The organism is Chryseobacterium endophyticum, assembly GCF_056333165.1.
In genome coordinates, this window is record NZ_JBWGXE010000003.1 from 45,331 (window position 1) to 67,874 (window position 22,544).

27 protein-coding genes and 1 pseudogene are annotated in these 22,544 nt (G+C 38.9%); 17 read left to right on the top strand and 11 right to left on the bottom strand.

Annotated features, from left to right (window positions below; all coding sequences use genetic code 11):
- Positions 1-17: 17 nt before the first annotated feature.
- Positions 18-602: an N-acetylmuramoyl-L-alanine amidase family protein gene (locus AC0N32_RS08290; RefSeq protein WP_476393391.1), complete on the bottom strand. Its 585-nt coding sequence runs from the start codon at positions 600-602 to the stop codon at positions 18-20.
- Between the two features lie 107 nt (positions 603-709).
- The gene (locus AC0N32_RS08295; RefSeq protein WP_476393392.1) at positions 710-1,258 is read right to left on the bottom strand and encodes a YqgE/AlgH family protein; all 549 of its coding nucleotides are present in this window, start codon (positions 1,256-1,258) and stop codon (positions 710-712) included.
- A 24-nt stretch (positions 1,259-1,282) separates the two neighbouring features.
- Here AC0N32_RS08295 and pdxH point away from each other — a divergent pair, with 24 nt between their 5' ends.
- On the top strand, positions 1,283-1,924 hold the full coding sequence (gene pdxH, locus AC0N32_RS08300; protein WP_476393393.1) for a pyridoxamine 5'-phosphate oxidase: 642 nt from the start codon (positions 1,283-1,285) through the stop codon (positions 1,922-1,924).
- A 64-nt stretch (positions 1,925-1,988) separates the two neighbouring features.
- Here pdxH and AC0N32_RS08305 read toward each other — a convergent pair whose 3' ends face one another.
- Positions 1,989-2,279, bottom strand: a complete 291-nt coding sequence (locus AC0N32_RS08305; RefSeq protein ID WP_476393394.1) for an HU family DNA-binding protein — start codon at positions 2,277-2,279, stop codon at positions 1,989-1,991.
- Positions 2,280-2,679: 400 nt separating this feature from the next.
- On the opposite strand from AC0N32_RS08305, the gene panD reads away from it, so the two are divergent.
- The 4 genes and pseudogenes from panD (at position 2,680) to AC0N32_RS08325 (ending at position 5,535) form a co-directional block, all read left to right on the top strand.
- Complete coding sequence (gene panD, locus AC0N32_RS08310; protein WP_029294648.1) at positions 2,680-3,030, top strand: aspartate 1-decarboxylase; 351 nt, start codon at positions 2,680-2,682, stop codon at positions 3,028-3,030.
- Between the two features lie 4 nt (positions 3,031-3,034).
- The gene (locus tag AC0N32_RS08315; protein WP_476393395.1) at positions 3,035-4,114 is read left to right on the top strand and encodes a lysylphosphatidylglycerol synthase transmembrane domain-containing protein; all 1,080 of its coding nucleotides are present in this window, start codon (positions 3,035-3,037) and stop codon (positions 4,112-4,114) included.
- A 165-nt stretch (positions 4,115-4,279) separates the two neighbouring features.
- Entirely contained in the window at positions 4,280-4,855 is a 576-nt protein-coding gene (locus tag AC0N32_RS08320) for a TerD family protein (protein ID WP_476393396.1), read from the top strand.
- 2 nt (positions 4,856-4,857) lie between these two features.
- Positions 4,858-5,535, top strand: a pseudogene (locus tag AC0N32_RS08325) (TerD family protein).
- A 55-nt stretch (positions 5,536-5,590) separates the two neighbouring features.
- Here the strand turns inward: AC0N32_RS08325 and AC0N32_RS08330 are convergent.
- The 4 genes from AC0N32_RS08330 to AC0N32_RS08345 all read right to left on the bottom strand — a co-directional run bounded on the left by AC0N32_RS08330 (position 5,591) and on the right by AC0N32_RS08345 (position 9,470).
- Positions 5,591-6,196, bottom strand: coding sequence for a hypothetical protein (locus AC0N32_RS08330; RefSeq protein ID WP_476393397.1), 606 nt, complete (start codon positions 6,194-6,196; stop codon positions 5,591-5,593).
- 273 nt (positions 6,197-6,469) lie between these two features.
- Positions 6,470-6,853 carry a tetratricopeptide repeat protein gene (locus AC0N32_RS08335; protein ID WP_476393398.1) on the bottom strand — a complete coding sequence of 128 codons (384 nt, stop codon included), beginning with the start codon at positions 6,851-6,853 and terminating at the stop codon, positions 6,470-6,472.
- A gap of 25 nt (positions 6,854-6,878) precedes the next feature.
- On the bottom strand, positions 6,879-7,349 hold the full coding sequence (locus tag AC0N32_RS08340) for a GNAT family N-acetyltransferase (RefSeq protein ID WP_476393399.1): 471 nt from the start codon (positions 7,347-7,349) through the stop codon (positions 6,879-6,881).
- Between the two features lie 87 nt (positions 7,350-7,436).
- A complete protein-coding gene (locus AC0N32_RS08345; protein ID WP_476393400.1) occupies positions 7,437-9,470 on the bottom strand; it encodes a M3 family metallopeptidase in 2,034 nt (677 codons plus the stop codon).
- Positions 9,471-9,681: 211 nt separating this feature from the next.
- Here AC0N32_RS08345 and AC0N32_RS08350 point away from each other — a divergent pair, with 211 nt between their 5' ends.
- The 6 genes from AC0N32_RS08350 to rimM all read left to right on the top strand — a co-directional run bounded on the left by AC0N32_RS08350 (position 9,682) and on the right by rimM (position 13,570).
- Complete coding sequence (locus AC0N32_RS08350; protein WP_476393401.1) at positions 9,682-10,215, top strand: SRPBCC family protein; 534 nt, start codon at positions 9,682-9,684, stop codon at positions 10,213-10,215.
- Positions 10,216-10,473: 258 nt separating this feature from the next.
- On the top strand, positions 10,474-10,923 hold the full coding sequence (locus tag AC0N32_RS08355; protein ID WP_476393402.1) for a hypothetical protein: 450 nt from the start codon (positions 10,474-10,476) through the stop codon (positions 10,921-10,923).
- An 89-nt stretch (positions 10,924-11,012) separates the two neighbouring features.
- Complete coding sequence (locus AC0N32_RS08360; protein ID WP_476393403.1) at positions 11,013-11,648, top strand: DoxX family protein; 636 nt, start codon at positions 11,013-11,015, stop codon at positions 11,646-11,648.
- A gap of 48 nt (positions 11,649-11,696) precedes the next feature.
- The gene (locus tag AC0N32_RS08365) at positions 11,697-12,215 is read left to right on the top strand and encodes a nitroreductase family protein (protein ID WP_476393404.1); all 519 of its coding nucleotides are present in this window, start codon (positions 11,697-11,699) and stop codon (positions 12,213-12,215) included.
- A 241-nt stretch (positions 12,216-12,456) separates the two neighbouring features.
- Entirely contained in the window at positions 12,457-13,014 is a 558-nt protein-coding gene (locus AC0N32_RS08370) for a 30S ribosomal protein S16 (protein ID WP_476393405.1), read from the top strand.
- A gap of 13 nt (positions 13,015-13,027) precedes the next feature.
- The gene (gene rimM / locus AC0N32_RS08375; protein ID WP_294225429.1) at positions 13,028-13,570 is read left to right on the top strand and encodes a ribosome maturation factor RimM; all 543 of its coding nucleotides are present in this window, start codon (positions 13,028-13,030) and stop codon (positions 13,568-13,570) included.
- 20 nt (positions 13,571-13,590) lie between these two features.
- On the opposite strand, the gene AC0N32_RS08380 is transcribed toward rimM, so the two are convergent.
- Entirely contained in the window at positions 13,591-14,520 is a 930-nt protein-coding gene (locus AC0N32_RS08380) for a helix-turn-helix domain-containing protein (RefSeq protein WP_476393406.1), read from the bottom strand.
- 105 nt (positions 14,521-14,625) lie between these two features.
- Here AC0N32_RS08380 and AC0N32_RS08385 point away from each other — a divergent pair, with 105 nt between their 5' ends.
- The 6 genes from AC0N32_RS08385 to rpoN all read left to right on the top strand — a co-directional run bounded on the left by AC0N32_RS08385 (position 14,626) and on the right by rpoN (position 19,577).
- Positions 14,626-15,192, top strand: a complete 567-nt coding sequence (locus AC0N32_RS08385) for a hypothetical protein (RefSeq protein WP_476393407.1) — start codon at positions 14,626-14,628, stop codon at positions 15,190-15,192.
- Positions 15,193-15,197: 5 nt separating this feature from the next.
- Positions 15,198-15,797, top strand: a complete 600-nt coding sequence (locus tag AC0N32_RS08390; protein WP_476393408.1) for a CDP-alcohol phosphatidyltransferase family protein — start codon at positions 15,198-15,200, stop codon at positions 15,795-15,797.
- A 134-nt stretch (positions 15,798-15,931) separates the two neighbouring features.
- Positions 15,932-17,380 carry an asparagine--tRNA ligase gene (asnS, locus tag AC0N32_RS08395; RefSeq protein WP_476393409.1) on the top strand — a complete coding sequence of 483 codons (1,449 nt, stop codon included), beginning with the start codon at positions 15,932-15,934 and terminating at the stop codon, positions 17,378-17,380.
- A gap of 77 nt (positions 17,381-17,457) precedes the next feature.
- Positions 17,458-17,673 carry a DUF2683 family protein gene (locus AC0N32_RS08400; protein WP_476393410.1) on the top strand — a complete coding sequence of 72 codons (216 nt, stop codon included), beginning with the start codon at positions 17,458-17,460 and terminating at the stop codon, positions 17,671-17,673.
- On the top strand, positions 17,661-17,954 hold the full coding sequence (locus AC0N32_RS08405) for a type II toxin-antitoxin system RelE/ParE family toxin (protein WP_476393411.1): 294 nt from the start codon (positions 17,661-17,663) through the stop codon (positions 17,952-17,954). The genes AC0N32_RS08400 and AC0N32_RS08405 overlap by 13 nt, the downstream gene beginning before the upstream one ends.
- 159 nt (positions 17,955-18,113) lie before the next feature.
- Complete coding sequence (rpoN, locus tag AC0N32_RS08410) at positions 18,114-19,577, top strand: RNA polymerase factor sigma-54 (protein ID WP_476393412.1); 1,464 nt, start codon at positions 18,114-18,116, stop codon at positions 19,575-19,577.
- A 64-nt stretch (positions 19,578-19,641) separates the two neighbouring features.
- Here rpoN and AC0N32_RS08415 read toward each other — a convergent pair whose 3' ends face one another.
- From AC0N32_RS08415 to AC0N32_RS08425, 3 genes are read right to left on the bottom strand one after another with little or no spacing between them, the layout of a single operon-like run.
- On the bottom strand, positions 19,642-21,264 hold the full coding sequence (locus AC0N32_RS08415; RefSeq protein ID WP_476393413.1) for an AMP-binding protein: 1,623 nt from the start codon (positions 21,262-21,264) through the stop codon (positions 19,642-19,644).
- Between the two features lie 58 nt (positions 21,265-21,322).
- Entirely contained in the window at positions 21,323-21,997 is a 675-nt protein-coding gene (locus tag AC0N32_RS08420; RefSeq protein ID WP_476393414.1) for a beta-carotene 15,15'-monooxygenase, read from the bottom strand.
- Positions 21,990-22,481 (bottom strand): RNA polymerase sigma factor, encoded by a 492-nt coding sequence (locus tag AC0N32_RS08425; RefSeq protein ID WP_042722258.1) that lies wholly within the window; start codon positions 22,479-22,481, stop codon positions 21,990-21,992. Before AC0N32_RS08425 ends, AC0N32_RS08420 begins: the two co-directional genes overlap by 8 nt.
- Positions 22,482-22,544: the final 63 nt, after the last annotated feature.

Here is a 22,544-nt window from a genome sequence, read left to right on the forward strand (position 1 = left end):
CAGAATTGTTTCTTTATTTAGTATTCATTAAAAACATCAATGAATTTTTGGGCAACTTCCTTCTGGCCTTTCTCGCTGGTCAGATATTTCCGGTCTTCCGTATTGTTGATGAAACCTAGCTCCATAAGTACTGAAGGTGCATTGGATTCCCTTAAAATATGAAGGTTTTTTTCGCCTGCAATCTCACAGGGATTAAATTTTTCAGAAACCAGCCGGGCCAGCTTTTTTGAAGCCTCTGTGTTTTGAGTAAAAATTTCCGGTCCATGCCTTACGGATTCGTCGTGCGGACTGCTGTTCAGATGAAGGGAAATGACCATTACCGGGTTCAGTTTATTGATCAGGTTTGTTCTTTCCGACAGTTGGAAGTCGGTGTCATGATCTCTGGTTAAAACTATTTCGTATTTATCCTGGGCAGCATTGAGCTTCAGGATTTCCCTGCTGATATTGAGAGCAATGTCCTTTTCATAAATACCGTTTTTTATAGAGCCCATATCATTGCCGCCATGGCCGGCATCGATCACGATTATCTTTTTATGTAATGGGGTGAAAGAAAGAAAAGCAGTAGAAAAAACGGATATTGCAAGTAGTCTGATTCCTTTCATATTAGCTGAGTTTTTGGTTAGACAAATAACGTGAATTATTTGCTTAAAAAAGGTTAATGCTTTCCTAAAAAATTGTTAAAAGAAAATGGGTAATCAGTTGATTTGTTTTAATTTAGAGAAATGTCTTCGGGAGCATTCGCCCAAAGTAAGAATTCACCACCGAGATTCTGCATGATGGATTTCCAGAGGGTCTGGTCATTGGGCAAGGTGTAATCGAGATTGTAAACGTCGACTACCGTCCATACTTTTCGCTGGATTTCTTCATCGAGCTGCATCGACGTCCATCCCGAATAGCCGGAAAATATTTTGACATCATTGATATTCAATTCATTGCTTAGAACGGCGCTGATGATATTTTCGATGTCTTCTGTTAAATAAAATTCAGGGGTGATCTCTACCAGATTTTCTGTTACTTTCTTGCCTTTAACGATAAAGAAAACCTTGTCGTTTTCTACCGGTCCGCCGTCGTAAACTTCAATTTTAAACTCAAAAAGATCTATGAATTTATCGCTCATCTGGCTGTTTTTCTTATTTAATATCAAGCCGAATGCGCCCTGTTCGTTATGTTCAATAACCAATACTACCGATCGGGAAAAAATATCACCGGAAATGTCAGGTGTGGAAATTAATATTTTACCTTTGTAGGAGTAATTCATACTCAAATTTAATAAAAAATATTTATGGAAAACCTGCACGATAAAAGAAAAGTGTACGAGAGATCCCAACTTATTGAAAGTGAGATAAAACAAAATCCTATTGAGCAGTTTCGCGAATGGTTCTCGGAAGCAGGCGACAATCCGGTTATTTCTGAAGCTAATGCAATGGCGGTTTCCACGGTAGAGGCAGACGGATGCCCGCGTACCAGAATGGTTTTGCTGAAGGCGTACACCTATGAAGGTTTTATTTTTTACACCAATTACGAGAGCAGAAAAGGAAAGGCTATTGAAACGACCCATAAAGCCTGTCTTCACTTTTTCTGGCCGAATCTTGAGCGCCAGATTATTATTAAAGCTTATCTCGAGCGTATTGCTGAAAACCTCAGTGACGGATATTTCCATTCAAGGCCAAAAGGGAGTCAGCTGGGGGCGGTGGTTTCGCCGCAGAGCCAGGTTATCCCAAACCGTAATTTTTTAGAGGAAAAATTGAAAGACCTTGAACAGGAGTTTGAAAATAAAGAAGTTCCGAGACCGGAAAACTGGGGCGGATATATCGCAAAACCTTATGAAATAGAGTTCTGGCAGGGAAGGCCCAACCGCCTTCACGACAGGATCCTGTATACGTTGGAGGATTTGGACTGGAAAATAGAAAGACTCGCTCCTTAGTTCCAGGAGTTTACATAAAAAAACCTCATCGTGTGATGAGGTTTTTTTTACTTAATCTGAATGATTATTTTTTCTTAGCTCCTGAAACTGCATTTGATAAATCAGCACCAGCTTTGAATTTAGCAACTTTTTTAGCAGCAATTTTGATTGGTTTTTTAGTGGCAGGGTTAATACCTTGTCTTGCAGCTCTTTCTGCTACTGAGAAAGTACCGAATCCTACTAAAGAAACTTTTCCGTCTTTTTTCTTTAAAGTAGTCATTACGTTATTGATGAATGATTCTAAAGCAGATTTGGCTGCAACTTTAGTGATACCTGCATCTTTTGCGATTGCGTCGATTAATTCAGACTTGTTCATAATTTTTCTAATATTAAAGTTAGTTCGTAATAATAGCAAATATAATACTATTTTGTATATGTGCAATTTTTTTATAAAAAAATAAATAATTTTTTTGTTTTTAGGTAAAAATGATTAAAATATCATAATTTACTTTTCTACGTAAAATGTACGTTACACGTTACTAAAATCATGCCAAATGCTTATGTACATTGACTTTAGCAAAATTGAGGTATTGTTTTTTGTTTTTATTAAATCCTGAATTTAAGGTAAAGTATTAATGGTTTTCAGATATATTTGTTGATTTTGCAATTATTGAGAGAAAAAATTGTGTTTAAAGAAATTAAAATGCTGTGATTCTGATAGTTTTAAAATCCATCTAAAAAGCTGTTTTATTGATTTTTATTAATAAATTTGCAGTATGTTAATAGAAGTTTTTAAGTCTAAGATTCACAGGGTGAGAGTTACGGCTTCTGACCTTAATTATATCGGAAGTATCACCATAGATGAAGACCTTATCGAAGCCGCCGGTCTTGTAGTAGGAGAGCGGGTATATATCGTTAATGTAAACAATGGCGAGCGCTTTGATACCTACGTCATTAAAGGAAAAAGAAAATCGGGAGAAGTTTGCCTGAACGGGCCTGCAGCAAGGAAAGTACAGAGAGACGATATCATTATCATCATCGCTTATGCACAGATGACTCCCGAAGAAGCTAAAGATTTTCAGCCTAAAATTGTCTTCCCGGATGAAAAGACCAATCTTTTGACATAAACCGATGGAGAAAAATACGAAGAGTCCCCTTAAATCAATCTTAACAATAGTAATCTCGCTTGCTTTTGCAGGCTTTTTTTTATGGTTTGCCTTAAAAGGATTAGACTTTAAAGTCATACAGAAATCATTATCGAAAGCCAATTACTGGTGGGTGGCCTTTGCAGCCTGCTTCGGAATTGCGGCGTATTGGTTCAGAGCCATACGCTGGAATCTTATGCTGGAACCCATGGGGCACACCATCTCAAATTCCAATTCACTGTGGTCGATTTCGTTTGGATATTTAATGAACCTTACTATTCCGAGAAGTGGTGAAGTTGCCAGGGCGACCGCTTTATATGGAGTGGAGGAAGTTCCTGTAGACCAGTCCTTCGGGACGATTATTCTGGAAAGAGTTGTAGATCTGGTGTGTATGGTTATTTTTCTTTGTCTAACTGCTATATTTAAATTTAATACGATTTTATCGGTCTATAATTTTATAATGGAAAAGAAGGAGAACGAAGAAAAATTTGTTCCTAACTTTTTTGAAAGGCAGATGATGAAATTGGGAGTAAACGATTTCGGTTCTTTTTATCTTTATTTAAAAGTAAGTATCGTATTATTGGTGATAATAGGCCTTGCTTTTTTTTATAAATACAAAAAGGAAATGCTTATTAATTTTGGTAAGGGCATTCTTCAGGGACTCACTTCGATATTTAAACTGAAACAAAAAGGAAAGTTCGTCTTATATACCACAGGAATCTGGGTGTCTTATTATTTTGCAGCATATCTCGTATGTTTTGCATTGCCGGAAACTTCAAATTTTACTTTTGACGATGGGTTTCTGATTCTTGTCGTTGGTACTTTCGGAATGATCATTCCGGCAAGCGGCGGGATCGGCGCTTTCAATCTTGCCATGAAATATGGCTTTATGGCGTTGTTTATTTCCATGGGAAAAAGCGGTGAAGCAGGCGGCGAAATAGGCCTGACTTACTCTTTTATTTCATTGCCGCTGCAGATCATTATTATGTTGACGATGGGCCTTATTTCAATTCCTATGCTGGCCGGAGCGAGAAATAAAAAGACTGCGGAAAAGGAAATTGCTTAATCATTCTTTACGTTTTTAAAATACAAATCCGTTTGCCTTCCAAGGGAATCGGATTTTTTATTTTGTAATCTACAAGGTACATATTTTTTTGTCATGAAATATTTTGGAAAATTCCTAAATCAGCCATAACTTCGAAGAAAGATACATAAAACACATAACATTATTATGGCAATTAATTTACAGAAAGGACAAAGAATTGATCTAGGATTCACAAAAATGACCATCGGCCTAGGCTGGGATCCGAATGAAGGAATGGGATATGATTTTGACCTTGATGCCTCAGCGATCATGATCGATGCTGAACGAAAGCTGGTAAGTGAAGAATACTTCGTTTTTTATAATAATTTAAATTCTCCCGACGGCTCACTTACCCACACCGGGGACGACCCAAGTGGGAAAAACAGTGACGGTGATGATGATGAGGCCATCATTATCGACCTTGAAAAAGTGGATGAAAGAGTACAGGAAATTCTTTTTGTGGTCACCATCGAAGATTTTGAAAGAAGAAAGCAGAATTTCGGACAGGTAAGAAATTCATATATCAGGATCATCGACAATCTTACCCATCAGGAAATCGCCAAATACGAGCTTGATGAAGATTTCTCCATAGAAACCGGCATAGAGTTCGGAAGACTCTACAAACGCAACGGAAGCTGGAAATTTGAAGCTTCGGGAATCGGATACAGGGCAGATCTGGGATTTTTCCTCGAGAAATATTATAAAGGACAAATAATCAAATAATCATGGCTATTAATTTACAAAAAGGCCAGACCATCAATCTCCGTAAAAATGAACTTGGAAATGAAGTCCATGATCTTTCGTCCGTAACCATAGGATTGGGTTGGGATGTCCGCAAAACCGGCGGATTTTTCAGTCGCCTGCTGGGAATCACTGACGGTCCGGAATATGATCTTGACGCGATTGCCTTTCTGCTTGATGAAGACGGTAACGTCGCCAATATGGGGAAAACTTTTCCCACCGGAAACGGCAGGGAAGTGGTTTTGTACCAGAGCGATGTGATTTATTTTAATTCAATGCGGCATCCCAGCGGCAAAATATAGCTTACCGGAGACAACCGAACCGGTGCGGGAGAAGGAGACGATGAACAGATTATCGTAAAACTGGATCAACTGGATCAACGGTTTCATAAAATTGTTTTTGTGGTGTCAATTTATCAGGGAATCAGCAGGAAACAGCATTTCGGGATGATTGAAAATGCTTTTATCCGGGCCGTTGATGCAAAAGGAAAAGAAATTACAAAATTCAGCCTCTCCGGCGATGTAAGTTTGAACGGAATGTGTACCATGACTTTTGCGGAAGCATACCGGTACAACGGTGACTGGAAATTCCGGGCTATCGGAGAGCCGCACCCCACCGACAATTTTATTGATGTGCTGGTGCCCTACACCTATCGCCATTGATTTCTGAATTTGAATACAATTATGAAAAGAGACTTGCGTGAAGTGTTTTTATCTATTAAATCATGATGACAGAATCCTTATAAAATCTGGTATTGTCGTAAAGATCCGAAAAATACTGATACATCTCCGGCTGCAGTATAAGGCCGTATCTCTTCTCTTCATAGCCTTTTTCTGCGAGGGCGTACAATACTTTATGCTCATGCTTTAAGAAATCAAAAAGATATTTTTCTTCAGAATGATACATGCCTGTAAAAAATATACCATAAATCAGAAAATGATTAAAACTTTCGGAATTGATAAGGAAAGAAAACCGGTAGTCTAAATACACTTCATAATCCGTAAGAATTTTTGAAAAATTTTCGACGCATAACGGGTTTGAAATATCATAAAAAAGATCAATGCCGTGAATGAAAAGCTGGGTTTTCAGCTCTTCATCATCCGAACCGTAGCGGGCGTTAAACCAGTTGAAAATGCATAAAAATTCTTCCCGTGACAGATCTTTGATATTGTCTGCCGTTTTTCTTTTAATGATTTCAAGACTTGCCTTTTTATCATCCTCCATAAATTCAAGCATGCTGTTTTCTTCGCCGCAGAGTTTGTGGTAGAGGTTGATCTTTGCGCTCACAGGATTGGTCTTAATGAAATAGAGTCTGTCTTTCATGGTGCTATGTAATCCCTTGTTTATTTGGTGTTTCCAATACTAAAGGTAGTGAAAAAAAATACATGAAAATGAAGACCGGTAATATTTCATATCAGCTTCCCCGGTGATTTTGCCAGGTCGGCTGTGAAAAACAGTAACCGGAGATAATATCCTGCTTTTTGCGGTTTATTCATTCTGTTTGTCTGTTGTTGAAAACTGCAATGGCGCTATAATTTGTTTTTTAATTTAAAATATTGGAAAATAGGGAATTGAATGCTGTTTCAGATTGTATAATCAGTGGGACTGAGGATCGAAATAGGCTTTGAAGGTCAGCGGATCTTCAGATTTGTCTTCGGCGGTTTCCAGATATTCATGATATTCTTCAGGGTGCATTTCCATGTATACCATGACGATGGCCAGATTGATGAAGAGGTTTTTATCAACGGATCCAAGCTTCAGTGCGTGTTGTAAATACTCCAACGCTTTTTCGTTTTCCCCCATATCCGAATATACGGCGCCGATATTAATCAATGCTGCAGTATTCCGGGGTTCTGCCAATAAAATATCGTCAAGTTCCTGAATCAGAAGATCGTTGATTTCGTCCCAGTGGTCTTCGTTTTCCCATCTTTTGGCCTGGAGTTTTTTTACGTTTTCCAGTCTTTGGTTGATCGTATTCATAATTTAAATGATAAAGGTGAACGACTCAGTTTAAAATTTTCTCCATTTTGATATCTGCCCGTTCATACAAGTCCGATTCGAGCGGTACTTCCTGAAACCCATACTTTTTATAAAGGTGAATGGCCGACTCTAACCTCGTATTGGAATACAGGATCAGTTTTTCGATGGAAAGTTTTTCTGCAAATTTAATACAATGATCCAGCAATACTGTTCCAATCCCGTAACCCTGCACTTTTCCGGAAACTGCCATTTTACCGAGTTCAAAAACAGATCCGGATTTTTTAAGTAAGGAAGCTGTCCCTACGATTTCACCGTGTAGTTTTGCGTAAAATATAAATCCGCCTTGGTCAATAATTTCCTTTCTCGGGTCTGATAATGAAATACGGTCGCCTTTTTCAACCCGGAAATATTTTTCCAGCCATTCATAGTTGAGGATTTTTATATGATCCTGAAGGTCATCGGAGAAGGGGATGATTTCAATGTGGGTTTGTTTCATAGGTTTGCTCTATGCATATTTAATTAAATGGAAAATAATAAAGCCTTTATCGTTTTTTTAGACAAAGGCTTTATCGTTAAAGTTTTTCTACCCAAACGCCCTCTTCAGCAGACTCTCCACCTTCGGCTCACTTCCTCTGAAACTTTTATAAAGCTCCATCGGATCTTTGGTACCGCCGGAAGACAGCAGGACCTTATATTTTGCGGCAATTTCGGGATTGAAGATCCCGTTCTCCTTGAAATATTGGAATGCATCGGCATCCAGTACTTCCGCCCATTTGTAAGAGTAATATCCAGCAGAGTATCCGCCCTGGAAAATATGCGAGAAGCTTGGACTCATCGCTGTTTCCGGATTGGCAGGATACAATTGGGTCGCTTTCGTATATTCATCCTCAAACTCCTTCACGCTTTTGCTCTCTAGCTCATTAATCTTAGTATGGTAATTCATATCCAAAAGCCCGAAACCTATCTGTCTTAAGGTTTGGTAGCCTTCCATGAAGTTTTTGGATTGTGCTATTTTTTCAATTTTCTCGTCAGGAAGCACTTGTCCAGTTCTGTAATGTCTGGCAAAGGTTTTCAGGAACTCCGGTTCGTAACAGAAATTTTCCAGGAACTGGGACGGCAATTCCACAAAATCCCATTTCACGGAAGTTCCGGAAAGGGTAGGGTATTGCGTATTGGCCAGCATTCCGTGAAGAGCGTGTCCGAATTCATGGAACAGCGTAGTTACTTCCTGGAACGTCAGTAAACTCGGCGTATCTTTCGTCGGTTTCGTAAAATTGCAGACAATGGAAATATGCGGGCGCGAATTTTCTCCGTCTTTTTGGTACTGATTTTTGTAGCTGGTCATCCAGGCTCCGGCTCTTTTGCCTTTTCGCGGGAAATAATCGACGTACAGAAGCGCTTTAAATGCTTCCGGCTTCTGGCTTTCCCCTTCCCAAACTTCATAGACTTTTACATCCTCATGGTATTTCGGGATATCGTTTCTTTCTGTAAAGCTTAACCCGAAAAGCTGTCCGGCCAGTCCGAAAACAGCATCCTGAACCTGATGTAAAGGGAAATACGGTCTAAGCTCTTCATCATTTAAATCAAATTTGGCTTTACGTAATTTTTCAGCATAAAAAGCATGGTCATAAGACTGTATGTCTTCGATTCCGTCTGCCTTTGCCAACGTTTTCAGCTCTTCAATTTCTTTATTGGCGTAAGGTTTGGCTTTGGTTAAAAGCTCGTTCAGGAAATCAATGACTTTCGCCGGTGATTTTGCCATTCGCTCTTCCAGAACATAATCGGCATAGTTGTTATAGCCTAATAATTCTGCCTTTTGTTGTTTTAAAGAAAGGATTTCTTTAATTAATTTCTGATTATCAAATTCACCGCCATCAAAAGATTTTTTGCCGTTGGCAAGGGCCAGCTCCTTTCGCAACTCACGGTTTTCGGCGTATGTCATAAACGGCACATAGTTTGGATACTGCAAGGTCACCACCCAGCCGTCGAGGTTGCGCTCTTTTGCCTCTTCAGCGTACTGTTCAAGAATGGCATCCGGAATTCCGGCGAGATCTTCTTTATGGGTGATGTGTTTAAAATAATTATTGGTAGAAGCTAAAACATTCTGCCCGAACTGAAGAGACTTTACGGATAAATCCATACTGATTTTTTTTAGTTTTTCTTTGTCTTCATCGCTAAGCAGGGCGCCGCTTCTTACAAAACCTTTGTATGTCTCATTTAAAAGCATTTCCTGTTCTTCGTTCAGGGCATATTTCTCTTTTTCATCGTAGACTTTTTTTATCTTTTTAAACAATGCCTCATTTTGGGAAATTTTTGATGAATATTCGGTTAAAACCGGAGATACTTCTTGGGCGATCTGCTGCAGTTCATCACTGGTTTCCGCTGAATTCAGGTTGAAAAAAATATTGGAAACCACATCAAGCTTCTCACCGGAATAAGCGAGTGCCTCAATGACATTTTCAAAAGTAGGTTCGTCCTGGTTGCTTACAATTGCATTGATTTCTTCCTCGGATTTCCTGATCAGTTCCCTGAAGGCGGGAAGATAATCCTCAATTTTAATCTGATTAAAAGGGGCCGAATGATATGGTGTGTTAAAATTTTCTTTTAAAATATTCATATTCTGATTTTTAATTCCTGTAAATTTAATGATTCTGCCGAACCGTCAGCGAAGATGCTCAAAAATGATGCCTGAACAGGAAGATGTGACAGAATTACGGAACAGGATAAATCTTGTCATATGCGAAGTTAAGATGAGATGGTATTTGATTAATTTTAAAGCTTTGAAATATGATTAATTGTTTAAAATTTAACTTCTAAATACAGTCACTATGAAAACATTTTTAAAAATTATCGGCATCCTGATTCTTATGATCGTGATTTATGCTATAATTGCCATGCTGGCTTTCGGTAAAAACTATCATTACGAAAAATCCATGGTGATCCATGCGTCGAAAGAGAAAATCTGGCAGCAGATCAGCTCTATGCAGGCTGTCAACCAATGGAATCCATGGCTGAAACTGGATCCGAAAATGAAGCTTGTCTATTCGGGAACTGCAGGACAGGTTGGAGATAAATACTGCTGGGACAGCCAAAACAACGATGCAGGAGCAGGCTGCCAGGAAATCAAAGAACTGGTTCCGTACCAAAGACAGAAAACGGAAATGATTTTTAAAAAACCGTTTAAAGGACAGGCGACTTCCGAAATGATGCTGTCACCCGAAGGAAGCGGAACGAAAGTAACATGGACCATGGATACGGAGCAGGATCCTATGATGAAAATAATGCGCCCGGTGATGGATTATCAGATGGGAAAATCCTATGAGGAAGGGCTCAATAACCTGAAAAAATTAACTGAAAAATAAATGAAAGCCTTGTCTCTGTGCAGGGCTTTTTTGTATCATATTTAGTAAGGAGTTTTTAAATATCTATTTTAAAATCTATCTGGAACTCTTTTAATACTTTGCATTCTCCTGTTTTATACTGAACTTAAAAATGTTTTTCAATCCCGAATAAATGCATCCGAAATGTCATAATTGCACATGAATAACGTTGTTATAATATTTACAAGGTTCAAACTATAATTATCTAAAAAATATTATCTTTATATAAAGATTTGATGTATGGAGAAGACAGTATTTGAGAAAAATAACATAAGAGATTATGTAAAAACCGTTATTGCAGAAAAAATAGAGAAGCTGAAAAACTTCATTGAATTCACCCTTGAAGCAAGCCGCGATATAAAAAAAACTCCGAAATATGACAGTATGCGTGAAGAGATGCAGGAGGAGATCTACCAGATGCAGCGACAACTGGCCGCTCTCAATGATCTTCGGAGAAATATGGGAAGAGTGCTGAATACCGCTACCAACAGAGTACAACTCGGCTCTCTCGTTATTACCAATAAAGCGAGATTTTATATTTCGGTTTCTCTGGGAGAGTTCTTTTTTGAAGGCGACCGGTTCTACGCTATTTCTTCCGAGAGCCCAATGGCAAAAAAGATGATGGGGATGAAACCAGGAGATGAGTTTACTTTAAATAAGATCCATCAGAAAATTATCGAGGTTCTCTAAGTTATGGTTGAAAAAACTTCAGATTTTATTTGGAGTTTTATTTTTAATTAGTACCTTGCAATGCATATTATATTGCGTTAACTATTATTATGGAATTTAAACAACTGAGAACAAGCTCTTTTAGTCAATGGGTGATTATTCATTTACGTTATCTGGTAGGATTTGCTTTTTTTCCTTCAGGGCTTGTGAAAGTGATGGGTGAAAGGTTTACACGGGTTTCTGCTTCGGAACCGATAGGATATTTTTTTGAAGCGTTATACCAATCCGGATTTTATTGGAATTTTCTGGGATGGGCACAGGTTTTTGCCGGAATTCTGCTGATGACCCAACGGTTTGCAACACTGGGAACACTGATATTTCTCGCTATACTAACCAACATCTGGGTGATTACCCTCAGCTTGTCGTTTAGCGGAACCTGGATCATCACTTCCCTGATGATGGTGGCTGTTTTAATCCTGCTGATTTGGGATAAACATAAACTGATGCCACTCTTCAGCTACAACAGTTCATTCAAGACCAAAAAATACCCGGATCCACACTTTATCTGGATCGTTTCAGGAATGATATATGCGACCTGCTTTATAGGCCTTCAGCTGCTGGGACCTGCGAATGCAAGCCCTTTTACACGATGGTTTTCACTTTTTCTCGGGGTCGTAATTCTCCTGACTTTCGTAACCAGTACCGTTATGGCCTACCGGAAAAGGAAAATATTATTGAATACTTAAAAACGAAAAAACAACAGGAATAAATCAACATGTCGTAAATTTGCTTTTATGAACAAATCAGAAATTTTAAAAGAAATCATAGAGCAGAGAAGAAGTATTTTCCCAAAAGATTATACAGACGGGGAAATCCCGCAGGGCATTTTGGATGAAATTGTACATTCTGCCACATTTGCGCCCAATCATAAACGCACAAAACCATGGCGCTTTAAAATATTCAGAGGCGAAGAAAAAGCAAAACTGGCGTCTGAGATGCAGGCTATCTATAAAGCGACCCAACCCGGACATCTTTTTTTGGAGAAAAAATACAACGACATCGGTTTTAAAATCAACAAGGCCGACACCGTGGTTTCCATTGTGGTGAATTTCAGCGGCATGGTTCCGGAGTGGGAAGAAATCGCCGCCGTTTCCATGGCCGTTCAGAATATGTACCTGACGTGTACCGCAAACGGGATCGGCTGCTACTGGAGTTCCCCGAAGCTGGTAGACCACCTGAAAGAATCTCTGACCATTGAAGAAAACCAGAAATGCCTGGGCTTGTTTTATTTGGGCGTCGCAGATGCAATGTAACAATATAACAATGTAACAATGCAGAGATTACCAATACAATAGTGTAGCAATGTATTATGAAAAAATAAGACAATAATACCACGTAAAAATGATTTTTCAGATAGATAAGGTCATACTGCTAGATTGGTAAACCGTTACATTTATTAATTGTTACATTTATTGATTGTCCAATAATTTTTTTTGTTTATATTTGCACTCTTAAATATTTAACTGGGACGAGTTCCCTTAAAATTCAAACATTATGTCAGTAAAAATCAGATTACAAAGACACGGTAAAAAAGGAAAACCTTTCTTCCACATCGTGGTTGCAGATTCAAGAGCTAGAAGAGATGGTAAATTCATCGAGAAGTTAGGAACTTACAACCCAATCACCAACCCTGCAACAATCGATTTGAATGTTGATTCTGCAGTAAAATGGTTAAACAATGGTGCTCAGCCAACTGATACGGCAAGAGCCATTCTTTCTTACAAAGGTGCCCTTTACAAAAAACACTTACAAGGTGGTGTGGCTAAAGGTGCTTTTGACGAAGCTGAAGCTGAAAAAAGATTCAATGCTTGGGTAGAAGCTAAAGATGCTAAAGTACAAGGTAAAGTAGAAGGTTTGGCTACCGCTAAATCGGATGCTAAAAAAGCGGCTTTAGATGCTGAAACTAAAGTAAACGAAGCGAGAATTGCTGCTGCTGCACAAGCTGAAGCGGATGCTAAGGCTGCTGAAGAAGCTGCAAACGCACCTGCTGAAGAAACGACTGAAGGAGAAGCTCCTGCTGCTGAATCTACAGAAGAAAACACCGAAGCTTAAGAAAAAATTCCGTATGCGTAAAGAAGATTGCTATTTATTAGGAAAAATCACACGCAGACACGGACTTGCGGGAAACGTTATCCTTAAACTGGATACCGACCAACCCGAGCTTTACAATAAACTGGAATCAATATTCGTTGAAATCAACGGATTATTGGTTCCTTTTTTTATTGCCAGATCATCCTGGAGCAAACTGGATGCGCTGAATATTGCCTTTAAAAATTCTACGGAAGCCCTGGTAGACCAGTCTTTAGGAAAAGACGTTTATCTTCCGCTTTCCACGCTGCCGAAACTTACCGGCAAACAATTCTATTATCACGAAATCATCGGATATACCATTTACGATGAAAACGACAATGACTGCGGCGTGATCCGGTCTGTAAACGACCAGACGGCACAGGTTTATTTTATTACCAATCTTGATGGCAAAGAAGTTGTGATCCCGATGATTAAAGACTGGATACTGGAAGTAAACCGGGAAGAACGGTTCATCAAAATGCAGCTCCCGGAAGGCCTTATCGATGTTTTCCTGGTACCGTCCAAGAAAGACGAATAATTTTGCCATAAGCCATAAACTCAGCTTAATTTATCTCCCACATTTTCAATCTGCCTATACATTTTATTGAAAAATATTTTCCGGTCCCTGTTTCCGGAAGTATTCAGCGATTTTGAATTTTTGATCTGGTGCTCAAAATAATTCAGGGTCTCTTTGCAGGTTTTTTCATCATTGATGAGGATGTAGCCAAACATATTCGTAGGAATCGCAAAAAGTGACTGCTGCGGGTGATGGAAAAAGATGTCGTTGGACAGGTGCATCAGCTCATTTTCGTACAGATGGAATCTGGGGTTATTTTCCGTTTTCCTTTCGATGTATCCGATCAGTTCCTTTAATTCTTCCAGTATGGTTACGGCTTCCTTTTTTCGGAGAAGTCCTGTTTCAAAATAATACAAAATCTGTTGCAGAATGCTTGAAACCGTCATGTCGTTCCACAATTCCACCACATCCTGTTCTTCGTATTTCTTTTTTAATTCCTGGGCAGCCGGTTCAAAATCAGGCGGTGAGAACTGCAGAAAGGGAATGAACACCTGTTTCTCATTCAGCAGATTCATCCACACATAAATTTTAAATCGTGAAAGTAACGTGTCCGACAGTGTATAAAAGAACGGGATATCTTTCGCAGAATAGTAAATCGTCATTCCATCTGAAATCGGCAGGCTCTCAAAAACGTTCAGGTTGTGTCTGAAAAATGACTGCAAGTCGTTTGTTTCGGTGACGGCTGTTGTTTTCTGGACTAAAATATGATGATCCGAAGTCAGGAACTGGTCCAGGGAAATCTGATAATATTTTGCGAGTTCCAGGGCTTCTTCAAAACTGAATTTCGCTTTCAGGGAGGTCCTGCGGTGGGCAGCATCATAACTGATGTTAAGGATATTCGCAATCTCGTCATTCAGAGATTTGTCCCCTATTTTTTTACGGATTTGCCTGAGTAAAATTTCCTGATGCATGCTTTTGCGATTTTCACAAATGTAAGTATTTATTTTAATTTTTTTTCACATTCGTTCCGGCGATTTTCACCAGTATTTTTGAACCATAATTCTAAATAATGTGCTATGAAAAAGTATGTAATATCTCTGCTGTTCATTTCTATTCTCACATCTTGCGTGGGCTTCAGCAGAAAAATGATTAAAGATGATCTATCCGTGATCACCAGGAGTAATGTATCTGCAATTGATGGAGCTTACGAATTTAAAGGATACGAACATATTAATGCCGGGAATGAAAAATCTGCCAATTCAACAGATTTCTCTGAAATGCTGGATATTAGGCGTTCCGGGATTTCAGATTGTGACAAAGTTGTGATACAGTCTACCGCTTTAGAAAGAAAGAAAAAATATTCCATCCATTTTAAATTGCTTAAAAGTGATTCCGTGAAATATCATTTTGCTTATGATGGAAGATTGAAAAACGGAATACTGGTTTTGGACAATTACACTTCAGGATGCCATGGAATTCCTTTTCTATTTGGGGGCTGCAGGAGTTTTCAGAGCAGAATAGGACTTACGAAGGAAAAAAACCTGATGGTTCAGGATTATTATGACAATAGTGGAGCCCTTTTATTTGTGTTATGGGCTGGATATACGATTAATTATGCAGAAAAATTTAAACGAATTCAATAATTATCATGAAAACAATACCTTATCTTTTAACTGCTGTAAGATTTATTCTTGCACTGGTCATTGTTTTACTTTCTTATTCCAATAGTGAAAATTCCAGACATTTAATTTTAATCCTGATGTATTTGGGACTACTGACCGATATTTTTGACGGAATCATTGCCCGGAAAGTCGGTGTCTCTTCTGAAAAATTACGCAGGCTGGATAGCCAGACAGACCTTGTATTTTGGCTGTCGTTAGGTATCGCCGCTTACCTCTTAAACCCTGATCTGATCAAAGGGGAATGGAAAGGGATTCTTTTAGTCTTTGTTATGGAAGCACTTTGCTATATTGTCAGCATCCTGAAATTCGGCAAAGAAACGTGTACCCATGCTTTTTTATCAAAAATGTGGGGACTGAGCCTGCTGGTTGCTTTTACGTATTTAATCGGATTTCAGCAGACCGGCTGGGCTTTTTATCTTACCGTTGTACTGGGATTTATTTCTCACCTTGATGTTATCCTGATTATTCTGTTGCTTCCCAAATGGCAGTACGACATTCCTAGTTGCTACCATGCCTGGCAAATCCGTAGAGGAAAGCAGCGGAAAAAATCCATTTTCTTTAATTGATTTTTATGCAGAACATTATTTTTTGTATGATAATTGATAAGGATTCTTTAATTCAGGCAGCGCGGCCATCAGATTGCGCTGTTTTTTTGTACCTTTGCAGACATTAATTTTTACACAAAAATTTTAATCAACAAATGAAAAAGCAGACCATTAAGGAAATCCTACAGGATTACAAGAAAGTACTACATCATGACATTACGGTTTACGGCTGGGTAAGAACATTCCGGGCCAATCGCTTCATCGCGCTTAATGATGGTTCTACAATTAATAATTTGCAGATTGTTGTTGATTTCGAAAATTTCGACGAAGAAATTATCAGTAAAATCAGTACCGCTTCTTCCCTGAAAGTAGTGGGTGAAGTGGTAGAAAGCCAGGGAGCCGGGCAGGCTGTGGAAATTATCGCTAAAAAAATCATTATTTTAGGCGATAACTTTACGGAAGATAGGGACAAAACCATTCTTCAGCCTAAAAAACACTCGCTGGAAGTGCTTAGGGAACAGGCGCATTTAAGATTCAGAACGAATCTGTTTGGTGCGGTGTTCAGAGTGCGTCATGCCGTAAGCTTTGCCGTGCATTCATTTTTCAACCAAAACCAGTTCTTTTATATCAACACGCCGGTGATTACCGGTGCCGATGCAGAAGGAGCGGGTGAAATGTTTGGAGTAACCAATTTTGATTTAAATAACATTCCGAGAGACGAGCAGGGAGACATCGATTTTGCTCAGGATTTCTTCGGAAGAAAAACCAACCTTACCGTTTCCGGACAGCTGGAAGGAGAGACGGCAGCCATGGGATTGGGAAGAATCTATACCTTCGGGCCGACGTTCCGTGCCGAGAATTCCAACACGACGAGACACCTTGCCGAATTCTGGATGATCGAGCCGGAAGTCGCTTTCAATAACCTGGAAGACAACATCGACCTGGCGGAAGACTTCCTGAAATATGTGATCCAATATGTACTGGATAACTGCAAGGATGATCTTGATTTCCTTGACAAGCGTTTTGCAGAAGAGCAGAAATCCAAACCGGAAAAGGAAAGAGCGAAGGAAGGTCTTATCGAAAAGCTTGAAAATGTGGTAGCTAAACGATTCAAAAGAGTAAGCTACACGGAAGCGATTGAAATTTTATTGAATTCAAAAGAAAATAAGAAAGGAAAATTCCAGTATCCGGTTGAAAATTGGGGAACCGATCTTCAGTCTGAGCATGAAAGGTATCTTGTGGAAAAACACTTCGAAAGTCCGGTGGTGCTATTCGACTATCCGAAGGAGATCAAGGCATTCTACATGAAGCTGAACGACGATAATAAAACTGTTGCGGCCATGGACGTTCTTTTCCCGGGAATCGGAGAAATCATCGGCGGGTCCGAGAGAGAGGCAAGACTGGATGTATTGAAGCAGAAAATGGCTGAAATGCACGTAGACGAGCACGAACTTTGGTGGTATCTGGATACCCGTAAATTTGGTTCCGTGCCGCATGCCGGATTCGGATTAGGACTCGAAAGGCTGGTGCTTTTCGTAACGGGAATGACGAACATCAGGGACGTAATTCCTTTCCCGAGAACGCCAAAAAATGCGGAATTCTAAAAAATTCGCTGAAACATATCAAAATCCTTCTGAAATACCGGAAGGATTTTTTTATTAACTTTACTAAAAATTTACAAATGAGTACCATTACCATCCATACGGAAAACGAAAACCAGATCAATCTTTTGAAAGCCCTTCTGAAAGAACTGAAGATCAGTTTTGAAATCAATAAAGAAGAAAATCTTACGGATTGGCAGAGGGAAAGAATTATGAAAGGAATTTCAGATATTGCGGAAGGTAAATTTTCTTCCAGTAAGTCTGTAAGTGATAAAGCCAGAAAATGCTTAGGGTAATTTGGTCACATCAGGCTGAATCTGACTATCTTGACACTTTGAAATATTGGATTGGTCACAACCAATCTAATAAATACTCATCTAAATTAATAAGGGAAGTCGAAAAGAAAGAGAAACTGATCTCCAAAAACCCGGATATGGGTTCCATCTGTGAAATAGAAGGCATACGATATGTTTTAATTGATAAAAATTTTTCCCTCTATTACAAAACTAACCAAGATGTCGTTGAAATTCTCGCCTTTTGGGACAATCGGAGAAACCCTGAAAAATTAAACTTATAAACAACAAAAAGCCCTGAAAATAATACTTCAAGGCTTTTCCGTTTATTTAAAATAGCTTATTATAGACACTCAAATGCAAAAATCGTGCTAAAATTCAGTTTTATCAAAAATTTTTACTAAATTCGTAAAATATGTTATGTTAAAACACAATCTAGTAATATGCTTAAACAACACCTACAGCTCAAATTAGGACAAAAGCTGGCTCCTCAGCAAATCCAGCTCATGAAGTTGATTCAGCTTCATACCCTGGAATTTGAAGAGGAACTTGAAAGAGAGTTAGAAGAAAACCCTGCCCTGGAAATTGTAAAAGAAGAATCTAAAGAAGACGAATTTTCTTCTTTGGAAGATACCTACGAAGGTGAAGGTACGGAGAGCATTGAAACGGATTTTGATGTAGACCAATATCTTTATGATGATGAACCTAACTATAAAACTGCTTCCAGCAACTATTCTCCTGATGACGAGGAATTTGATAACGAAAGCCTTTTAACGGAAGGTCAGTCTCTTTATGATTATCTCCTGGAGCAGATTCATCTTGTCAATATCAGTGAAGAAGACGAAAAAATTGCAGAATACCTTATCGGAAATCTTGATACCGACGGTTACCTGAGAAGGGAAATTAAATCGATAGTAGATGATCTTGCATTCTCACAGGGAATTTATACGACTAAAGAGAAGGTAGAAGATATCCTAGAAAATTATATTCAAAAACTCGATCCGCCGGGAGTAGGGGCCAGAGGTCTTCAGGAATGCCTTCTTCTGCAAATCGAGAAAAAAGTAAGTTCTGATAAAGCGGTTTCCCTTGCGGCTAATATTCTGAGATATCAGTTTGATGCGCTTACGAATAAGCATTACAATAAAATAATTCAGAAATATGATATTGAGGAAGATGATCTGAGAGATGCGCTGGATGAAATCTCCAAATTATCTCCTAAAGTAGGAGGGAACTTCGATACCCAGACGATTACGATCAATCAGGAAATTATTCCGGATTTCGTGATCCAGGTAAAAGACGGGCAGGTAATTCCGATGCTGAACAGTAAAAATGCACCTACGCTAAGGGTTTCAGAGGAATATAAAGATATCCTGACTACCTATTCCCACGATAAAAACTCGTCAGAACATAAGCAGGCCGCGTTATTCATCAAACAGAAACTCGATGCGGCAAAATGGTATATCGATGCCATCAACCAACGTCAGAATACCCTGTTGCAGACGATTACAGCGATTGTTAAATTCCAGAAAGATTATTTCATTACGGGCGACGAAAAGTCTTTAAAACCGATGATCCTGAAAGATGTGGCAGATATTACCGGATTTGATATTTCTACCATTTCAAGGGTGGTAAAAAGTAAATATGCCGATACTCCGAACGGAATTGTATATCTGAAAGATCTTTTTTCGGACAGTCTTACCAATGACGACGGAGAGGAAGTTTCTACCAAGGAGATCAAAACACATCTCCAGGAAGTCATCAGCAAAGAAAATAAGCGAAAACCTCTTACCGACGATGCTTTGGTGGTAATTTTGAAAGAGCAGGGCTATAACATTGCCAGAAGAACCATCGCCAAATACCGTGAGCAGCTCAATATTCCGGTAGCGAGATTAAGAAAAGAACTTTAAAAATACAAAAGCACTTCAAAATAAAACGAAGTGCTTTTTTAGTTTAAAATTCAGATTCTGAGACTTAATTTTTAATATTTTCAAGGCCAAGTTCCCTGATAGAAATTTCTCTCATTTCTACTTTCCTTATTTTTCCGGAAATGGTCATGGGAAATTCATCTACAAATTTCCAGAATTTAGGGACTTTATAATGGGCAATTCTGTCTTTGCAGTACTTCAGGAGTTCTTCTTCAGTTACGTTAAAACCTTTTCTCAGCTTCACCCATGCCATTACTTCTTCCCCGAACTTTTCGCTCGGAACACCTATGATCTGAACATCCAGAATGTTGGGGTAAGTGTAAAGGAAATCTTCAATTTCTTTAGGAGAAATATTTTCACCACCCCGGATAATAAGATCCTTTATTCTTCCTGAAATCGTAATATATCCTTCATCGTCCATTGTCGCGAGATCTCCGGTATGCATCCATCGTGAATCATCGAGAACTTTCCTCGTGTTTTCAGGGTCATTCCAGTATTTCTGCATCACTGAATAACCCCGGGTACAAAGTTCACCATGTTCTCCCCTTTTAACGATCTTTCCGTTTTCATCAATAATTTTTATTTCCAAATGATCCTGTACGGTTCCTACGGTGTGAACCTGTTTTTCAAATGGCGTTCCTATCAGCGTCTGTGTTGAAACGGGTGAGGTTTCCGTCATCCCGTAGCAGATACTCATTTCTCTAATGTTCATCAGGTTTTCCACCTTTTTCATAATTTCGGGAGGACAGACGGAGCCTGCCATAACACCGGTCCGCAGGCTTGAAAAATCAAAGCTGTCAAAGTTTTTTACGGCTAATTCGGCAATAAACATGGTGGGAACTCCGTATAAGGAAGTGCACTTTTCATCGGAAACAACTTTTAAAGTAAGGTCAGGATCAAAGCTGTCATTAGGAATCACCATGCAGGCACCATGGGCGGTACAGCAGATATTTCCGATCACCATTCCGAAACAGTGGTAAAATGGTACAGGAATGCAAACCCTGTCTTTTTCTGTGTACTTCAACCGTATTCCGATGAAATATCCGTTGTTTAAAATATTATGATGAGATAATGTCACTCCTTTCGGAAACCCTGTAGTTCCGGAAGTGTACTGAATGTTTACCGCGTCGTCAAACTGTACATGCTCTTCAAAGCTATGCAGAACGTCGTCTGAAATATCCTGTCCGTTATTGAGAAAATCGTCCCAGTTGTCATCAAAGAAAATCTCCGATTTTAAGATAGAGCAAAATTCACGTGCATCGGAAATCATATTCTTATAATCGCTTGATTTAAAAGATAATGATGAAAAGATGTGAGACATCTCCGACTGGTTTATAACGAAAATCAGTTCACTCGTGCGGTATGCCGGATTGATATTGACCAGAATGGCCCCTATTCTTGCTGTGGCATATTGTAAAAGTACCCACTCGTAACGGTTGGCCGACCAGATTCCGATACGGTCGCCGGCTTTTACACCAAGAAAGATGAGTGCCTTGGCAACGGCTGTGGTCTGATTGTAGAATTCCTGATAAGTGGCACGATAATTCTGGTGAACACATATTAAAGCTTCTTGACCGGGAAATTTTTCAACGGTTCTCCTGAGATTATTTCCGATGGTTTCGCCTAATAAAGGGATATCAGAAGCACCATGAACATAAGATATTTGCATAGTGTGAAGATTTGAATATTAAAATTAATAATAATATCCCAAACTTCCTGCCTGTATGCTAAATTTCCTGAGAATCGATTTCTTTAAGCTGTTTCAGGTTCTTATCGAGTTTACTCATAATAATTCCGTAAACAAGTCTGTAATAAAGCCAGATCAGCAATACCGAAAATACCGTTGTCACGATTACGCCTACAACAAATATCATCATCTCCGAATTTTTAGGCTCTATATTCTGTACATGTAACGAATAAACGATAAAAATGGTAAAAATGGAGGTGAAAGCAACCAGTAAAAGAATACTGATCAGTATAAAAGCATTTACGGTTTTCTTGAATTTAATAATTCTGGTGATGAGTCCCTTCAGGTTTTCTTCAATTCTGATTTTGCGGTAATTCAGGTAAAATTTGTAGACGAAATATGCCGTAACCACAATGCTTAAAACTTTTAGTATCCAGTAAATGGTATCAAAGCTGTTTTCAACTTCGGGTGTTTTCTGAGCGCCCAGTTTTTCGAGAATATTCAGGAAGCCGTTGTCTTCTTCAGTTTTAAAGAAATAAAATATACCCATCACCGAAAACAGCAAAAACTCCGCAACACTGATCCAGAAGATATATTTTACGTAATTCCGCGATTTTCTGTTGAGCATCTTCAGGATTTCGTTATCGTCGTATTTCTGCTGAACAGGTTGTTCCTGCCATGTTTTCTTAAAGCTGTCTAAGTCAAATTCAGGCATATTTTTCCATCTTTTCTTTAAGGGTTTTCTTTAATCTGTTCATTTTCACACGAGCATTAACTTCAGTGATCCCGAGGTTTTCTGCGATATCCTTGTAAGGCAAATCATCCAGGTACATCATAACGATCGCCCTTTCAACATTGGGGAGCGTCTTTATTACCGTATACAAAAGTGATACCTGCTGCTGTTTTTCATCATCGTCTTCAATAAAATCTGCGTGGTTTATGTCCAGCTCATTGGTTGGCAGGCTCTTGCTTTTTTTTCTGAAAAGGGTAATGGCTGTATTGAGGGCAACACGGTACATCCACGTAGAAATCTTTGAATTTCCTTTAAATGAGTCATAACTTCTCCATAATTGTAACACAATTTCCTGAAAAAGATCTTCTTCATCCTCCAAAGAATTGGTATAAAGCCGCGAAACTTTGATAATCAGCCCCTGATTATCTTTAATAAGCTGCGCAAATTCTTTTTCCTTTGAAGCCAATGCAGATGTATAATTTTAGTGGTACGAAGATATAATATAATTTGAGAATTTGAAAATTAAGTA

Coding starts and splice junctions, on each gene's coding strand:
- AC0N32_RS08290 (WP_476393391.1), bottom strand. CDS start 602: ATGAAAGGAATCAGACTACTTGCAATATCCGTTTTTTCTACTGCTTTT.
- AC0N32_RS08295 (WP_476393392.1), bottom strand. CDS start 1,258: ATGAATTACTCCTACAAAGGTAAAATATTAATTTCCACACCTGACATT.
- pdxH (WP_476393393.1), top strand. CDS start 1,283: ATGGAAAACCTGCACGATAAAAGAAAAGTGTACGAGAGATCCCAACTT.
- AC0N32_RS08305 (WP_476393394.1), bottom strand. CDS start 2,279: ATGAACAAGTCTGAATTAATCGACGCAATCGCAAAAGATGCAGGTATC.
- panD (WP_029294648.1), top strand. CDS start 2,680: ATGTTAATAGAAGTTTTTAAGTCTAAGATTCACAGGGTGAGAGTTACG.
- AC0N32_RS08315 (WP_476393395.1), top strand. CDS start 3,035: ATGGAGAAAAATACGAAGAGTCCCCTTAAATCAATCTTAACAATAGTA.
- AC0N32_RS08320 (WP_476393396.1), top strand. CDS start 4,280: ATGGCAATTAATTTACAGAAAGGACAAAGAATTGATCTAGGATTCACA.
- AC0N32_RS08330 (WP_476393397.1), bottom strand. CDS start 6,196: ATGAAAGACAGACTCTATTTCATTAAGACCAATCCTGTGAGCGCAAAG.
- AC0N32_RS08335 (WP_476393398.1), bottom strand. CDS start 6,853: ATGAATACGATCAACCAAAGACTGGAAAACGTAAAAAAACTCCAGGCC.
- AC0N32_RS08340 (WP_476393399.1), bottom strand. CDS start 7,349: ATGAAACAAACCCACATTGAAATCATCCCCTTCTCCGATGACCTTCAG.
- AC0N32_RS08345 (WP_476393400.1), bottom strand. CDS start 9,470: ATGAATATTTTAAAAGAAAATTTTAACACACCATATCATTCGGCCCCT.
- AC0N32_RS08350 (WP_476393401.1), top strand. CDS start 9,682: ATGAAAACATTTTTAAAAATTATCGGCATCCTGATTCTTATGATCGTG.
- AC0N32_RS08355 (WP_476393402.1), top strand. CDS start 10,474: ATGGAGAAGACAGTATTTGAGAAAAATAACATAAGAGATTATGTAAAA.
- AC0N32_RS08360 (WP_476393403.1), top strand. CDS start 11,013: ATGGAATTTAAACAACTGAGAACAAGCTCTTTTAGTCAATGGGTGATT.
- AC0N32_RS08365 (WP_476393404.1), top strand. CDS start 11,697: ATGAACAAATCAGAAATTTTAAAAGAAATCATAGAGCAGAGAAGAAGT.
- AC0N32_RS08370 (WP_476393405.1), top strand. CDS start 12,457: ATGTCAGTAAAAATCAGATTACAAAGACACGGTAAAAAAGGAAAACCT.
- rimM (WP_294225429.1), top strand. CDS start 13,028: ATGCGTAAAGAAGATTGCTATTTATTAGGAAAAATCACACGCAGACAC.
- AC0N32_RS08380 (WP_476393406.1), bottom strand. CDS start 14,520: ATGCATCAGGAAATTTTACTCAGGCAAATCCGTAAAAAAATAGGGGAC.
- AC0N32_RS08385 (WP_476393407.1), top strand. CDS start 14,626: ATGAAAAAGTATGTAATATCTCTGCTGTTCATTTCTATTCTCACATCT.
- AC0N32_RS08390 (WP_476393408.1), top strand. CDS start 15,198: ATGAAAACAATACCTTATCTTTTAACTGCTGTAAGATTTATTCTTGCA.
- asnS (WP_476393409.1), top strand. CDS start 15,932: ATGAAAAAGCAGACCATTAAGGAAATCCTACAGGATTACAAGAAAGTA.
- AC0N32_RS08400 (WP_476393410.1), top strand. CDS start 17,458: ATGAGTACCATTACCATCCATACGGAAAACGAAAACCAGATCAATCTT.
- AC0N32_RS08405 (WP_476393411.1), top strand. CDS start 17,661: ATGCTTAGGGTAATTTGGTCACATCAGGCTGAATCTGACTATCTTGAC.
- rpoN (WP_476393412.1), top strand. CDS start 18,114: ATGCTTAAACAACACCTACAGCTCAAATTAGGACAAAAGCTGGCTCCT.
- AC0N32_RS08415 (WP_476393413.1), bottom strand. CDS start 21,264: ATGCAAATATCTTATGTTCATGGTGCTTCTGATATCCCTTTATTAGGC.
- AC0N32_RS08420 (WP_476393414.1), bottom strand. CDS start 21,997: ATGCCTGAATTTGACTTAGACAGCTTTAAGAAAACATGGCAGGAACAA.